The 12,440-nt window shown below is 75.9% G+C and carries 15 protein-coding genes; 10 read left to right on the top strand and 5 right to left on the bottom strand.

Annotated elements, in window-relative coordinates:
* The first annotated feature begins 267 nt into the window (after positions 1-267).
* From LG634_RS05335 to LG634_RS05315, 5 genes are all read left to right on the top strand, one after another.
* Complete coding sequence (locus LG634_RS05335; RefSeq protein ID WP_226732440.1) at positions 268-873, top strand: hemerythrin domain-containing protein; 606 nt, start codon at positions 268-270, stop codon at positions 871-873.
* Between the two features lie 5 nt (positions 874-878).
* A complete protein-coding gene (locus LG634_RS05330; RefSeq protein ID WP_372482373.1) occupies positions 879-1,997 on the top strand; it encodes an NAD-dependent epimerase/dehydratase family protein in 1,119 nt (372 codons plus the stop codon).
* A gap of 463 nt (positions 1,998-2,460) precedes the next feature.
* Positions 2,461-3,087 (top strand): nucleotidyltransferase family protein, encoded by a 627-nt coding sequence (locus LG634_RS05325; RefSeq protein WP_226732439.1) that lies wholly within the window; start codon positions 2,461-2,463, stop codon positions 3,085-3,087.
* Positions 3,084-3,365 (top strand): hypothetical protein, encoded by a 282-nt coding sequence (locus LG634_RS05320; RefSeq protein ID WP_226732438.1) that lies wholly within the window; start codon positions 3,084-3,086, stop codon positions 3,363-3,365. Before LG634_RS05325 ends, LG634_RS05320 begins: the two co-directional genes overlap by 4 nt.
* Positions 3,362-4,147: a metallophosphoesterase family protein gene (locus tag LG634_RS05315; RefSeq protein ID WP_226732437.1), complete on the top strand. Its 786-nt coding sequence runs from the start codon at positions 3,362-3,364 to the stop codon at positions 4,145-4,147. Before LG634_RS05320 ends, LG634_RS05315 begins: the two co-directional genes overlap by 4 nt.
* Positions 4,148-4,165: 18 nt before the next feature.
* On the opposite strand, the gene LG634_RS05310 is transcribed toward LG634_RS05315, so the two are convergent.
* Both LG634_RS05310 and LG634_RS05305 read right to left on the bottom strand, forming a co-directional pair.
* Positions 4,166-4,474 carry a hypothetical protein gene (locus LG634_RS05310; RefSeq protein ID WP_226732436.1) on the bottom strand — a complete coding sequence of 103 codons (309 nt, stop codon included), beginning with the start codon at positions 4,472-4,474 and terminating at the stop codon, positions 4,166-4,168.
* Positions 4,475-4,558: 84 nt separating this feature from the next.
* Complete coding sequence (locus tag LG634_RS05305; protein WP_226732435.1) at positions 4,559-5,089, bottom strand: hemerythrin domain-containing protein; 531 nt, start codon at positions 5,087-5,089, stop codon at positions 4,559-4,561.
* A 183-nt stretch (positions 5,090-5,272) separates the two neighbouring features.
* On the opposite strand from LG634_RS05305, the gene LG634_RS05300 reads away from it, so the two are divergent.
* Complete coding sequence (locus LG634_RS05300) at positions 5,273-5,596, top strand: plasmid stabilization protein (RefSeq protein WP_226732434.1); 324 nt, start codon at positions 5,273-5,275, stop codon at positions 5,594-5,596.
* Positions 5,597-6,075: 479 nt separating this feature from the next.
* Positions 6,076-7,095 carry an ATP-binding protein gene (locus LG634_RS05295; RefSeq protein ID WP_226732433.1) on the top strand — a complete coding sequence of 340 codons (1,020 nt, stop codon included), beginning with the start codon at positions 6,076-6,078 and terminating at the stop codon, positions 7,093-7,095.
* Here the strand turns inward: LG634_RS05295 and LG634_RS05290 are convergent.
* The gene (locus tag LG634_RS05290) at positions 7,073-8,194 is read right to left on the bottom strand and encodes a DUF5937 family protein (protein ID WP_226732432.1); all 1,122 of its coding nucleotides are present in this window, start codon (positions 8,192-8,194) and stop codon (positions 7,073-7,075) included. The two genes, LG634_RS05295 and LG634_RS05290, sit on opposite strands and share 23 nt — an antisense overlap.
* 129 nt (positions 8,195-8,323) lie before the next feature.
* On the opposite strand from LG634_RS05290, the gene LG634_RS05285 reads away from it, so the two are divergent.
* Positions 8,324-8,626: a hypothetical protein gene (locus LG634_RS05285; RefSeq protein WP_226732431.1), complete on the top strand. Its 303-nt coding sequence runs from the start codon at positions 8,324-8,326 to the stop codon at positions 8,624-8,626.
* A complete protein-coding gene (locus tag LG634_RS05280) occupies positions 8,605-9,621 on the top strand; it encodes a PHP domain-containing protein (RefSeq protein WP_226732430.1) in 1,017 nt (338 codons plus the stop codon). Before LG634_RS05285 ends, LG634_RS05280 begins: the two co-directional genes overlap by 22 nt.
* Positions 9,622-9,652: 31 nt before the next feature.
* Here the strand turns inward: LG634_RS05280 and LG634_RS05275 are convergent, their stop codons facing one another.
* Positions 9,653-9,874, bottom strand: a complete 222-nt coding sequence (locus LG634_RS05275) for a hypothetical protein (protein WP_226732429.1) — start codon at positions 9,872-9,874, stop codon at positions 9,653-9,655.
* A gap of 114 nt (positions 9,875-9,988) precedes the next feature.
* Here LG634_RS05275 and LG634_RS05270 point away from each other — a divergent pair, with 114 nt between their 5' ends.
* Positions 9,989-11,389, top strand: a complete 1,401-nt coding sequence (locus LG634_RS05270) for an NADP-dependent succinic semialdehyde dehydrogenase (protein ID WP_226732555.1) — start codon at positions 9,989-9,991, stop codon at positions 11,387-11,389.
* A 41-nt stretch (positions 11,390-11,430) separates the two neighbouring features.
* Here the strand turns inward: LG634_RS05270 and LG634_RS05265 are convergent, their stop codons facing one another.
* Positions 11,431-12,318 (bottom strand): TIGR03619 family F420-dependent LLM class oxidoreductase, encoded by an 888-nt coding sequence (locus LG634_RS05265; RefSeq protein ID WP_226732428.1) that lies wholly within the window; start codon positions 12,316-12,318, stop codon positions 11,431-11,433.
* Between the last annotated feature and the right edge of the window lie 122 nt (positions 12,319-12,440).

The following is a 12,440-nucleotide window of genomic DNA, read 5'->3' as shown; positions in this document are numbered from 1 at the left end:
GAAGCGGAACGCGTACGGACGCGCGCGTGCGGCACGGCGCGCGGGGGAGACCGGCCCGAACGGACCGGGTGCCGGAATCGTAGAAGCCGCTGCCGCGGCCGGACAGGGTGCGGTCCGGCCAAAACCGGAGCCGGAACGGAAGCCAGGCTGGCCGGTGCATGCCGTGCATGCCGGTGCGCGGACCGGGCAGGCGCGTGGACGTACGGCCGTCCGGCCCGCCCGCGGGCACCGCCGGACGGCACGCCACGAACGGTGAGGAGCACGGCCATGGGGCACGGCGGGGACGTCATCGCAGAGCTGACCGCGGACCACGACGAGGTCAGGGAGTTCCTCCGGCAGATCCGTCGGACCGCGGCGGGCGACGAACGCCGCACACTGGCCGACAAGATGACGATCGAGCTGGTGCGCCACTCGGTCGCCGAGGAGGAGTACCTCTACCCGGCGGTCCGCGACCACATCGACGGGGGCGACGCCGTCGCCGACAAGGAGATCGCCGACCACGCCCGCGTGGAGCAACTCCTCAAGGAACTCCAGGACCTCGACTCCTCCGGGGCCGGGTTCGCCGACACGATGAACGCGGTCGAGGCCGAGGTCCTGGCGCACCTCCGGGAGGAGGAGGGCACGTTGTTCCCGGCGCTGCGCAGGGCCTGCCCCCAGGAGGACCTGGAAGACCTCGGAGACCGGATCCGCCGCGCGAAGAAGACCGCACCCACCCGCCCGCACCCGGGCCTGCCCTCCGAACCGCCCGCGAACAAGCTGCTGGCCCCGGGCCTCGGCCTCGTCGACCGGGTCCGCGACATGATCACCGGCCGCGGCGACGACTCCGGCGACCGGGACGATTCCTCCGGACCCGGCCGCCCCGAGGCGGCCTGACCGCCGTGAAGACCGTCGTCGTCGGTGCGACCGGGAACGCCGGCACCAGCCTCGTGCGCCGGCTCGCCGCCGAACCGGAGGTGACCGAGGTCCTCGGCCTGGCCCGGCGCCTTCCGGACTGGCGGCCTCCGGGAGTCCGCTGGGCCGCGGCCGACGTGCAGCCCGGCGCCACCGCCCTGGAGGCCCATTTCGAAGGGGCCGGCGCGGTGGTCCACCTCGCCTGGAAGTTCCAGCCCGCCCGCGACCCCGTGGCGACCTGGCGGACCAACGTACTCGGCTCCCTCCGGGTGTTCGAAGCCGCCGCCGCGGCCGGCGTGCCCGTCCTCGTGCACGCCTCCTCGGTCGGCGCCTACGCCCCCGGCCCGCCGGACGGCCGCCCGGTGGACGAAACCTGGCCCACGCACGGCTGGCCCGGCGCGGCCTACACCCGGGAGAAGGCGTACCTGGAACGCTGCCTCGACGCCTTCGAGGCGGCCCATCCCGAGATACGGGTGGTCCGGATGCGCCCGGCCTTCCTGTTCAAGGAGGTCGCGGCCGCCGAGCAGCGCCGGATCTTCGCGGGCCCGCTCCTGCCCGGGCGGCTCGTACGCCCCGGCCTCGTCCCCGCCGTTCCGGACCTTCCCGGACTGCGCTTCCAGGCCCTGCACACCGACGACGCGGCCGCCGCCTACGCCGCCGCCGTGCTACGCCCCGTACGCGGCGCGTTCAACCTGGCCGCGGACCCGGTCGTCGACACCGGCACGCTGGCCCGGCTGCTGCACGCCCGGCCGCTGCGGCTGCCGCAGGGCGCCGTCCGGGCCGCACTGGCCGCGGCCTGGCACCTCCGCCTGGTCCCGGCCGACCCCTGCCTCTACGACGCCGTGCTGCGGCTGCCGCTGCTCGACACCGCCCGGGCCCGGGACGAACTCGGCTGGCGGCCCCGGCACACGGCCACCGAAGCCCTCGCCGCCTTCCTCCGCGGCCTGCGCGACGGCGCCGGCCTGCCCACCCCGCCGCTCCACCCGGACGCGACCGGCGCCTACGGCCCCCCGGACGGCTTCGCGGCCCACGGGCCCCCCGAAGACCCCGGCAGCACGCCGGCCGGCCGAGCCGGCGCCCGCACCCCGCCCGGCCAACCGGCCTGACCCGTCGCGCCCGCCCGCGGGCCGGTCGCCCCGAACGGCCCGGCCTCCGCCACCGGGCACCGGACGGCACCGCCGCGCCCCGCGGCCCCGAGCGCACCCGGCTCGAAGCACGCGCCGTGCCACCCCGCGGGGGTGTGCCCGCCGCAGGACCGGGCACCCGCCGGAGACAGGACGCCCGGTGCCCGGGGCGGCCACCCCGCCGCCCCGGGCACCGCGGCCCGCCGGCACACCGGAAGGAGAGCCGGAGATGAGGACACCGGCGATGCACACACCGTCCGCGGAAGCGGCCCTGACCGGTCCGGCGGCCTGGTCCCGGCCACGGCGGCCGCGGCCCGCACCCTTCGAACGGGCCCGCGGGGGCCACCGCCGGGCCCGGCGGCCGCAGCCGCTCCGGCACGGCCGCGTTTCCGGATGCGCGTAGGGGGCAGCCGCTGTCCGTCGCAGGCGACAGGAAGGCCGAACGGTGAAGACACCCACTGACGCCGTGAGCAGCCCCCCGGCACGGACGGAACACGCTCTGCCGCACGACCACACACAGGCGATCCTGGAGACCACCAAACGCGTGGCCGCCCTCCTGAAGGCGTCGGGCGAACCCTTCGCCCTCGCCGGCAGCGTGGCCGCCTTCGCGCACGGCGTGCCCGCCCGCTTCCAGCACGACACCGACTTCTGCGTCCGCCGCGAGGACGCCGAGGCCGTCACCGGCGCCCTGGAGGACGGCGGGATCGCCATCCGGGGCGCACCGGAGGACTGGCTGATCAAGGGCAGCCTCGACGGCGAGGAGATCGACCTCATCTTCGAACTCGCCGGCCGGCCCGTCGGCGACGCCCTGCTGTCCCGCGCGCAGGTCCTCCCGGTGGATTCGGTCCGGATGCCCGTCCTGGCCCCCACCGACCTGATGGACAGCAGGCTGGCCGCCCTCACCGAGCACTACTGCGACTTCGGCGACCTGCTCCCCATGGCCCGCACCCTGCGCGAACGCATGGACTGGGACGCCCTGTACGCGGCACACGGGCACGCCCCGCTGCCCGACGCCTTCTTCTACCTGCTCGAACGCCTCGGCGTCATCGACCCCAGGGAGCGCACCCCATGACCACCCACCGCGCGCCGGGCCCCGCGGACCCGACGCCCCCGGCGGAATACCGCATCGAGCGCCTGCGCGACCGGCTCGCCCACGACGCGGTCGGCGAAATCGGCCTCCTCGTCGAACTGCACGGCGCCACCGCGGTGCTGCGCGGCCGGGTACCGGACCCCGGCACCCGCCACACCGTGCTGCGGATCGCCGCGGAGGAGCTGGCCGGCCTGTCCTGGCACCACGACGTACAGGTCAGCTGCGCCGATCCGCCGGGCCGGGCGGAGGCCCTGCCGTGATCCGCGTCGCCGCGGTGGGGGACATCCACCTCGGGCCCGGTGCGGAGGGCCGGCTGCGGCCCGCGCTCACCGCACTGCCCGGCAGTGCCGACGTCCTGCTCCTGGCCGGCGACCTCACCCGGCACGGCACCCCCGAGGAGGCCCGCGTGGTGGCGGCCGAGGTCGCCGGGCTGCCCGTTCCCGTGGTCGCCGTCCTCGGCAACCACGACTACGACAGCGACCGCCAGGACGACGTCACCCGGATCCTGGCCGAGTCGGGCGTCACCGTGCTCGAAGGCGACGCCGTCCGCCTGGACCTGCCGGGCGGCCCGGTCGGCATCGCCGGCACCAAGGGCTTCGGCGGCGGGTTCCCCGGGAGATGCGCGACCGAGTTCGGCGAGCCGGAGATGAAGGCCTTCATCCGGCTCACCCGCCGGTGCGCGGACGGCCTGCGCCGCTCGCTGTACGAACTCGCCGGGCAGGGCTGCGCCGTACGGATCGCCCTCACGCACTTCTCACCCGTGGCCGACACGCTGGCCGGCGAACCCCCGGAAATCCACCCTTTCCTGGGCAGCTACCTGCTGGCCGAGGCCATGGACGAGGCAGGCTGCGAGCTGGCCGTCCACGGCCACGCCCACATGGGCATCGAACACGGCATGACGGCGGGCGGGATCCGGGTCCGCAACGTGGCCATGCCCGTCATCGACCGCGCCTTCGCCGTCTACCACCTCGATCCGGTGGCGACCCGGCCCCCGGATCCGGCGGCGCAGCGTCCTACGGCCGGGAACCGGTCCCGGCCGTAGGACGCCGCCGTCAGGCGTTCACCTCCCGAACCGGTGCCGGAACCCGCCGGCCGGGTGCCTCCCGTGCGTGCGCGGGGCGGCCTCTCCGGGAGCCGGCCCCCACACCTCGCGCCGGCGCCTGGCCGCACCGGCCACCAGGGCCAGCCCGGCACAGAAGACCAGGGCCAGCCCGATCCCGGCGAGGAACACGCCCAGGGTGTCCAGCGTGGCCAGGGACTCGCCGAACAGCATCACCGTGTACTCCGGCCCGCCGGAGAGGTTCTCACTGACGACCAGGCCCGTGAACGTCCCGGCAGCCGCCAGCAGCAGAATTCCGAGCAGCAGCATGGCCACTCCTTTCGTCGCCGTACGCGTCTGCCCGACGGCGGCCGGTTCACTCCCGGCCGGCGGGGAAACGCACCGTCAGACCCCCTAGGCGGCGATGGCGTCGGAGATCTTGTGCAGCAGCGGCCTCTTCGGGCGCTGCGGGGCCCGTTCGCGGACCTCGGCCATCCGGGTGCCGACGGCCTGCAGGACCGTACGCCCCAGTTCCCTGCGCACCTGCGGGAACCAGGCCTCCTCCTCGGCGTCCATGTGCCGCCCCACGAGGTCCATCAGCACGCGCGCCTTGGCTGCGTACGCCTCGTCGCCGGGGGACAGGTCCGCCAGCTCGCCGGCCAGCACCTCCGCCACGTGGTGCTGCTCCCGGAACTCCAGGATCAGGGGTGTCGTGTCCGGGGCCAGCAGCCGCACCCGCGGGTACACGACCTCGTTCTCGACGAACGCGTGGACGGTCAGCTCGTGCAGGAACTCGGTGACGATCTCGCCCGCGCCGTCCGTGTCCGCGGCCGGGTCCTCGGCCCGCTCCGGGCCCGCGGCACCCCGCGACGTGCGGTAGGCGCGGATCAGCCGGCGCATCCGCCGGTGGTCCTCCCGCAGCATGACGATCGCGTCGGTGGACATGGGGTGCCTCCTGTGCCGTTGCCGGACCCCTGCCGGGGCGGCTGCCCGCGGAATCCGCCTGCATGCGCCGGCGCAACCGCGCGGCGGCCGTCTTCGGACCCGCCAGGGCCGTCCGGGTCATGACACCGGCCGTTGCGGGTAGCCGCGGGACGACCACCGGCCACGGAGCGGAAGGAGAACACCATGCCCCGCGGTTCCTCCCCGAAGCGGGAACGGCAGTACGAACACATCAAGGAGTCCGCGCTGGACCGCGGCGAGTCCGAGAAGCGGGCGAAGGAGATCGCCGCCCGGACCGTCAACAAGGAACGCGCCCGCGCCGGCGAGTCGAAGACCGCCAGCCGGTCCTCGACGCACGACATGTCCTCGTCGAAGCGCGGCGGACAGCGGTCCCACAGCGGCGCCCGGGGTCCGACGAAGGAGCAGCTGTACAACGAGGCGAAGCAGCGCAACATCAAGGGCCGCTCGCAGATGGACAAGGCCGAGCTCAAGCGCGCCCTCGGCCACTGACCCGCCGGACGGACAACCCCCCGGCGGACAACCCCCCCAAAAGGGCGGCTGGGGCGGGCCGCCGCCCCTCTCGTACCGTCGTCCACGGCGGCGCCAGAACGGCTCGCCGGGGGGATGAACCGTTGGTCCGCGTCCGGACCTGTGCCAGCGTCCGGACGTCGGCCGCCCGTGGGGGAACGGGTGGCCGCGAGACGGGGAGAAGGACGTGCCGAACGGGCCGGCCCGCGGGAACCGGGCCGGTCCGGCCGGTGGGTCGCGGCCGCGTGGGGACGCGGGCGCGGCCCACCGGATGTGCAGTACGGCGACCCGGCCGGTGCCCCGGTCGGGCGCTGCCGGCGGCCCGCAGGGGGCCGGCCGCCGTGCCGCCGCGAGCGGTCTGCGCACGACACCGTCCCGTCGTCCCCCGCCGGCGCCGTGTCCCGCCACGGCGCCGCGACAGCGCCCGTCATCCCCCTGCTCTGCCGGTCCAGGAGAAGCAGATGACGACGCCGTATCCGCACCCCGCCACCGCCCCGTGCAGCTGCTGCCACCTGTACCGGGCCGAACCGGGCGGCGGGCAGCCCGGGCTGGACCGCATCGTGGCCGCCCTGACCGCCGCCCGGGCGGGGCGCGGCGGCACCCTGTTCGTCACCGGCGGCCCCGGCTCCGGCAAGACCCGGCTGGCCGCTGCCGCCGTCGCCGCCGCGGCCGCGGCCGACATGGCCACCGCCCAGGGCCGGTCCCGCACCGACGGCACCGCCATCCCCTGCCGCCCTCTCGTCGAGGCGCTGCTGTCGCTGGCCCGCGCCGGCCTGCTGCCCGCGCCGGACGACCCGTACGGCACCGACGCGGACACGCCCGCTGAGCCGCGGCTCGTGCGCACCCACGACCTGCTGGCCCGGCTGCTCGCCGGCCGGCCGGCCGCGGAGGGCGGCGGCACGGACCCGCGCGCGGTCGCCGATGCCGTCCTGGGGCTGCTGGGCGGTGCGGCCGCCCGGCAGGGCTGCCTGCTCGTCCTCGACGACCTGCACCGGGCCGACCCCTCGACCCTGGCCGGGGTCGAACACCTGCTGGACCGCATCGGATCGCTGCCCGCCGTCCTCCTCGTCACCGCCGGCACCGAACCCGGGCCCGCCACCGCCCTGCTGGCGCGGGCCCGGCGCCGCGGCGCCGCCGCCGTCCTCGACCTGACGCCGCCCGGCCGCCCGCCCGGCATACGCCGTCCCGCCCGGCCGAACCGGGCCGCCCGCCCGGGGCCCGGACTCCTCGCCCGGCAACTGGCGGGCACCGCAGCCCTGCTGGCCACGTACTTACGCCCGCCCGCGCGCCACGGCACGCCCCTACGCGCCCCCCGCTGCCCGGCCGCGTCCGCCCCGGCCCGCCCGGACCGGCCACTCCCGCCGGCCCTCCGCCCGGTCGCCGCAGCCGCCCGCAAGGCGCTGCTCCGCGCCCTGCGCGCACCCGCCCGCCGCACCGCCCGGGCAGCGCCCGCCGCGCCTACCGCAGGATCCCCTCGATGAAGTCCGAGCCGATCCGCGCCACCGTTCCCAGATCCAACTGGTGCTGTACGTAACGTCCCTGACGGTGCGTGTGCAGCAGCCCCGCCTTCCGCAGGACGCCCAGGTGCCGGGACACCTCCGGGGCCGTGATCCCGTACACCGAGGCCAGCTCGCTCGTCGTGTAGGGGGACCGGGCCAGCGACCGGCACAGCATCATCCGCATCGGGTGCGCCAGCGCCTCCATCCGGCGCTGCAGCAGCTCCACCGAGCCCGGCTCGCGGGCGAGTTCCGGCGACGCGAGGGGGTAGTGCACCACCGGGGTCCAGCCCGGCGCGTGCAGTACCAGCAGGTGCGGCCAGCCGAAGTGGGTGGGGACGAACACCAGCCCGGGTCCCACCGCAGGATCGGTGGCCGTGGTCCAGCCGTTCACCATCTTGTCGGCGGTGATCACGGTCTGCGCCTCGTCCACGCCGAGCGCCGCCGACACCTCCCTGAGCACCGCCGGCAGCCCCTTGTGCCGCAGCACCTGCGTCTTGTGCCGGGCGTCCGCCGTCTGCTGCGGCTCTATCCGCCGCCAGGTCTCCGCGAAGAACCCCTCGTCGCAGTCCTCGAACAGCCGCCGCAGCCAGGCCCGTACCCCGGCCGGGTCGTCGAGCAGCCGCTGCGAGAAGTCCCGCTCCCGCGGCCCGCGCGCCGCCGCCGTCTCCAGCGCCCGCGCCCGCGCGGCCGGGTCGGTCAGCGGCGACGGGTCGCCGCCCTCGTTGTAGTGCGCGAGCCGGCAGTGCTCCAGCGCCGACGCCACGAACTGCGCGTCGTCCATCCGGTCCAGAGCGTCGAGCTCCTCGGCGAGCGTCGCGGCGGGCACGCCGCAGCCGGGCGGCCGCGCGAACGGCATGAAGATGTCCGAGAACGTGCTGCGCCACAGGAACGCGGCCTCCAGCAGCCGGTCCGCCAGGCACGGGTCCAGGGCGGCCGAGGTACCGGCGGCCCAGGAGGCGAGCCCGGGATGGTGGGCCGGCTGGGAGAGCGCGTGCAGGGCCATGCACAGCTCGGCGAGCGGCGAGGGGGCGAACACGATCCGCTCCCGCGGCAGCCCGGCGATGTCGATGGTCACGCTCATGCGGACATTCTCGGCCACACCTTCCCGGCGCCGGCCCCCGGGGCTGCCCGGTACCCGCGCCGACCAGGACGATTGACGCCACGCGTCAATCGGCGGGCGCCCGGCGGGCGACCGGGCCAGGCTGGAGTCATGACCGCGATCGAGCAGTACCTCGTCGACACCGCCCGGGCCGCCCGGCACCGCGTCCCGCCGCCCCCGCCGCCGGGCCAGGGCGACCTCGCAGCGCTCCGGTCCCTCCGCACCCGCCGTCGGTTCCGGGCCGTGACCGACGGCCGGCCCGCCACCGGTCCGGGAGCCGGGCGGTACGGATGGCTGCGCCTGTGGCGGCAGGCCCGGCAGCAGCTCCACCGGCCCGCCCCGCCGCCACCCCTGACCGGCCGCCCCGCCGCCCCCACGAGCCCGGAGACACCATGGACCCCGTGGCCGCCCTGAGCCGGATCGCCTTCCTGCTGGAACGCGCCCAGGCCCCCGCGTACCGGGCCAAGGCCTTCCGTACCGCCGCCGAGCGGGTGGCCGCGATGGCACCCGGCGAGGCGGCGCAGCGGGCCGCGGCCGGAACCCTCGAATCGGTGCCCGGCATCGGGCCGAAGACCGCCGCCGTCGTCGAGCAGGCCCTCGCCGGGCGCACCCCCGACTACCTGGCCGGCCTGGAAGCCGAGGCGGACGTCCCCCTCGACAACGGCGGTCTGGGAGCGGAGCTGCGGGCCGCGCTGCGCGGCGACTGCCACCTGCACTCCGACTGGTCCGACGGCGGCGCCGCCGTCGAGGACATGGGGCGCGCCGCGGCGGCCCTGGGCCACGAATGGGCCGTGCTCACCGACCACTCGCCCCGGCTCACGGTGGCCCGCGGCCTGTCGCCGGACCGGCTGCGCGAACAACTGGACCTGGTGGCCGCCCTGAACACCGGCTGGGCGCCGTTCCGGCTGCTCACCGGCATCGAATGCGACATCCTCGACGACGGCTCGCTCGACCAGGAACCCGGCCTCCTCGCCCGCCTGGACCTGGTCGTCGTCTCCGTCCACTCCAAGCTGCGGATGGACCGGCGGGCCATGACCCGCCGGATGACGGCCGCGGTCCGCAACCCGCACGCCGACGTCCTCGGGCACTGCACCGGACGCCTGGTCACCGGCCGGACCCGGCCCGAGTCGGAGTTCGACGCCGCCGAGGTGTTCGCCGCCTGCGCCGAGGCCGGTACCGCCGTGGAGATCAACAGCCGTCCGGAACGCCTCGACCCGCCGCGCCGCCTGCTCCGCGAGGCGGTCGCCGCCGGCACCCTGTTCGCCGTCGACACCGACGCCCACGCCCCGGGCCAGCTGGCCTGGCAGATCAACGGCTGCGCCCGCGCCGAGGAGTGCGGGGTCCCCGCGGACCGCGTCGTCAACACCTGGCCGGCCGACCGCCTGGCGGCCTGGACCCGCGGGGAGTAACCCGCCGGGCCGCGGGCAGCGGCCCTACGGCCTACGGCCGGTAGCCGCCCTGCTTGCCGCCGTACTGGCTGTTGTGCACCGAGAACGAGTTGTACTCCTTGCGGGTGTGCGCCGCCTGAGCCGTGTGCTCGTGCTCGATCAGCGCCCCGTGCCCGTCGTCGTCGTGCCGCCGCCGGCCGCGCCGCAGCACGGTCACCACCAGAGCCACCACGGCCAGGCCGAGCAGACCGAACAGCACTCCGAGTTCTGCCATGATTCCCCCCGAATCACCCATGTGAATGCAGTGATCATGAGCGTAGCCGAGCGGTTGCGCGGACGCAGCCCCCGCGCGAAGGTCGAGGCGACCGAACCCGAGCAGGAGGCGTCCATGGCCATCGCGACCGTCAACCCGGCGACCGGCGAGACAGTGCGCACCTTCGACGCGCTCGGCCCCGAGGGCATCGAGCAGTGCCTCGCCGACGCGCACGCGGCCTTCCTGGCCCACCGCACCACGACCTTCGCCGAACGCGCCGCCCTCCTGGAACGCGCCGCCGACCTGCTGGAACAGGACAACGAGCAGATCGCCCGCACCATGACCACCGAGATGGGCAAACCGCTCGCGGCGGCCCGCGCCGAGGCCGCCAAATGCGTCAAGGCCATGCGCTGGTACGCGGCGAACGCCGAAGCCCTGCTCGCCGACGAGCACCCGGACCCGGCCGACGTGGCCGATTCCGGAGCCTCCGCGGTCCGCACCCGCTACCGCCCGCTCGGCGTGGTCCTCGCCGTGATGCCGTGGAACTTCCCGCTCTGGCAGGTCGTACGGTTCGCCGCACCCGCCCTGATGGCCGGCAACACGGGTCTCCTCAAGCACGCCTCCAACGTTCCGCAGACCGCCCTCTACCTGGGCGAGCTGTTCCACCGGGCCGGCTTCCCGGCGGGCTGCTTCCAGACCCTGCTGATCGGATCCGGCGCCGTCGAGGGCGTGCTGCGCGACCCGCGGGTCGCCGCCGCCACCCTCACCGGCAGCGAGCCCGCCGGCCGGGCCGTCGCCGCCGTGTGCGGCGACGAGGTGAAGAAGACCGTGCTGGAACTCGGCGGCAGCGACCCGTACCTCGTGCTGCCCTCCGCGGACGTGGCCCGCGCCGCGCAGACCGCCGTCACCGCCCGGGTCCAGAACAACGGCCAGTCCTGCATCGCCGCCAAACGCTTCATCGTCCACACCGACGTGTACGACGAGTTCGCGGAACGGTTCACTGCCGGGATGGCCGCCCTCACCGTCGGCGACCCGATGGCCGAGGGCACCGACGTCGGCCCGCTCGCCACCGAGCAGGGCCGCACCGACGTGGAGGAACTCGTCGACGACGCGGTCCGGCAGGGCGCCGAGGTGCTGTGCGGCGGACGCCGGCCCCCGGCGCTGCCGGACGGCTGGTTCTACGAACCGACCGTCCTCGCCGGGGTGACGTCCGCCATGCGGATCGACCTGGAGGAGACCTTCGGCCCCGTCGCCACCCTGTACCGGGTGGCGGACCTCGACGAGGCGGTCGCCCGCGCCAACCACACGCCGTTCGGCCTCAGCTCCAACGTGTGGACCCGCGACCCGCAGGACGTGGACCGCTGCGTACGCGACCTCCAGGCGGGCGGGGTCTTCGTCAACGGCATGACCGCCTCGCACCCCGCGTTCCCGTTCGGCGGCGTGAAGCGCTCCGGCTACGGCCGCGAGCTCTCCGGCCACGGCATCCGCGAGTTCTGCAACATCACCACCGTCTGGCAGGCCGCCGACCCGGAGTGACCGGCCCCCGGCGGCCCGGCGCGCGGCGCGGCGGCCGGGTCTCAGCCCGCCCGCAGTCGCTCCAGCACCTCCACCCCCAGCGCCAGGGCCTGCGCGGGATCGGCCGTGCACTGCTGGAAGTCGAGGATGCAGCCGTCCGCGCCGCCGTCCCGGGCGGCCGCCACGACCGCCGCGACCCCGTCGGCCGCGGCCTGCGGGCCAGGGGTGTGCCGCAGGTGCCGCACCAGCCCCCCGGGATCCCGCCCGGCCTCCTCCGCGGCCCGCCGCGCCACGTCCCACAGCGCGGCCATGGGCTCCGCCGGCAGCACCACCCCCGCCCAGCCGTCCGCCCGCACCCCCACCCGCCGCATTGCCGCCGGGCTCAGCCCGCCCAGCAGCACCGGCGGCCCGGCCGGACGGGCCGGCCGCAGGCCCACGTACGCCCGCGGAATCGTCCAGTGCGGCCCTTCGTGCCCGAACTCCTCCTCGGTCCACAGGCCGCGCAGGATGCCGAGGATCTCGTCCAGCCGGGCGCCCCGGCTCCCGAAGTCGGCGTTGACCGCCGTGTACTCGTCCCGCAGCCAGCCCAGCCCGAACCCCGCGACCAGCCGGCCCCCGCTCACCCGGTCCAGCGTGGCCAGCGAACGGGCCAGCAGCAGCGGCGGGTACCAGGGGGCGTTCAGCGTGCTCGTGCCCAGCCGCACCCGCCCGGTCGCCGCCGCCGCGACCGTCAGCACGGTCAGCGGGTCGAGGAACGTACGGAACCCCGGCGGGTAGGGCTCCTCCCTCGCGTGCCCCGGGTACAGGTCGCTCGGGTCCACCGGCGCCAGCGCCCGGTCCCCGACCCACAGCGACCCGAACCCGGCCTCCTCCGCGTCCCGCGCGAAGCCGGCGATCAGCTCCGGCCGGGCATGGCTTCCGTACTGGGGCAGTGCGATACCAAGATCCATCGGGCCAGTCTGGGCGCACCTCACCCGAACGGACGAAGGTTGCGGCGGCCCGGCGCGCCGTGGCGGCCTCCCGGCACCGGAAATACGATGGGGGCGGCGGGGGAGCCGGACAGCCATCGGAG

It is taken from the genome of Streptomyces bambusae, from assembly GCF_020532645.1.
Taxonomy (GTDB): domain Bacteria; phylum Actinomycetota; class Actinomycetes; order Streptomycetales; family Streptomycetaceae; genus Streptomyces; species Streptomyces bambusae.
Note: the sequence above shows the minus strand (reverse complement) of the source record. Positions and strands in the feature narration are given on the sequence as shown.

Excerpts from the sequence above, each read along its gene's own strand:
- LG634_RS05335 (WP_226732440.1), top strand. The coding sequence starts at position 268 with ATGGGGCACGGCGGGGACGTCATCGCAGAGCTGACCGCGGACCACGAC.
- LG634_RS05320 (WP_226732438.1), top strand. The coding sequence starts at position 3,084 with ATGACCACCCACCGCGCGCCGGGCCCCGCGGACCCGACGCCCCCGGCG.
- LG634_RS05310 (WP_226732436.1), bottom strand. The coding sequence starts at position 4,474 with ATGCTGCTGCTCGGAATTCTGCTGCTGGCGGCTGCCGGGACGTTCACG.
- LG634_RS05305 (WP_226732435.1), bottom strand. The coding sequence starts at position 5,089 with ATGTCCACCGACGCGATCGTCATGCTGCGGGAGGACCACCGGCGGATG.
- LG634_RS05300 (WP_226732434.1), top strand. The coding sequence starts at position 5,273 with ATGCCCCGCGGTTCCTCCCCGAAGCGGGAACGGCAGTACGAACACATC.
- LG634_RS05295 (WP_226732433.1), top strand. The coding sequence starts at position 6,076 with ATGACGACGCCGTATCCGCACCCCGCCACCGCCCCGTGCAGCTGCTGC.
- LG634_RS05290 (WP_226732432.1), bottom strand. The coding sequence starts at position 8,194 with ATGAGCGTGACCATCGACATCGCCGGGCTGCCGCGGGAGCGGATCGTG.
- LG634_RS05285 (WP_226732431.1), top strand. The coding sequence starts at position 8,324 with ATGACCGCGATCGAGCAGTACCTCGTCGACACCGCCCGGGCCGCCCGG.
- LG634_RS05280 (WP_226732430.1), top strand. The coding sequence starts at position 8,605 with ATGGACCCCGTGGCCGCCCTGAGCCGGATCGCCTTCCTGCTGGAACGC.
- LG634_RS05275 (WP_226732429.1), bottom strand. The coding sequence starts at position 9,874 with ATGGCAGAACTCGGAGTGCTGTTCGGTCTGCTCGGCCTGGCCGTGGTG.
- LG634_RS05270 (WP_226732555.1), top strand. The coding sequence starts at position 9,989 with ATGGCCATCGCGACCGTCAACCCGGCGACCGGCGAGACAGTGCGCACC.
- LG634_RS05265 (WP_226732428.1), bottom strand. The coding sequence starts at position 12,318 with ATGGATCTTGGTATCGCACTGCCCCAGTACGGAAGCCATGCCCGGCCG.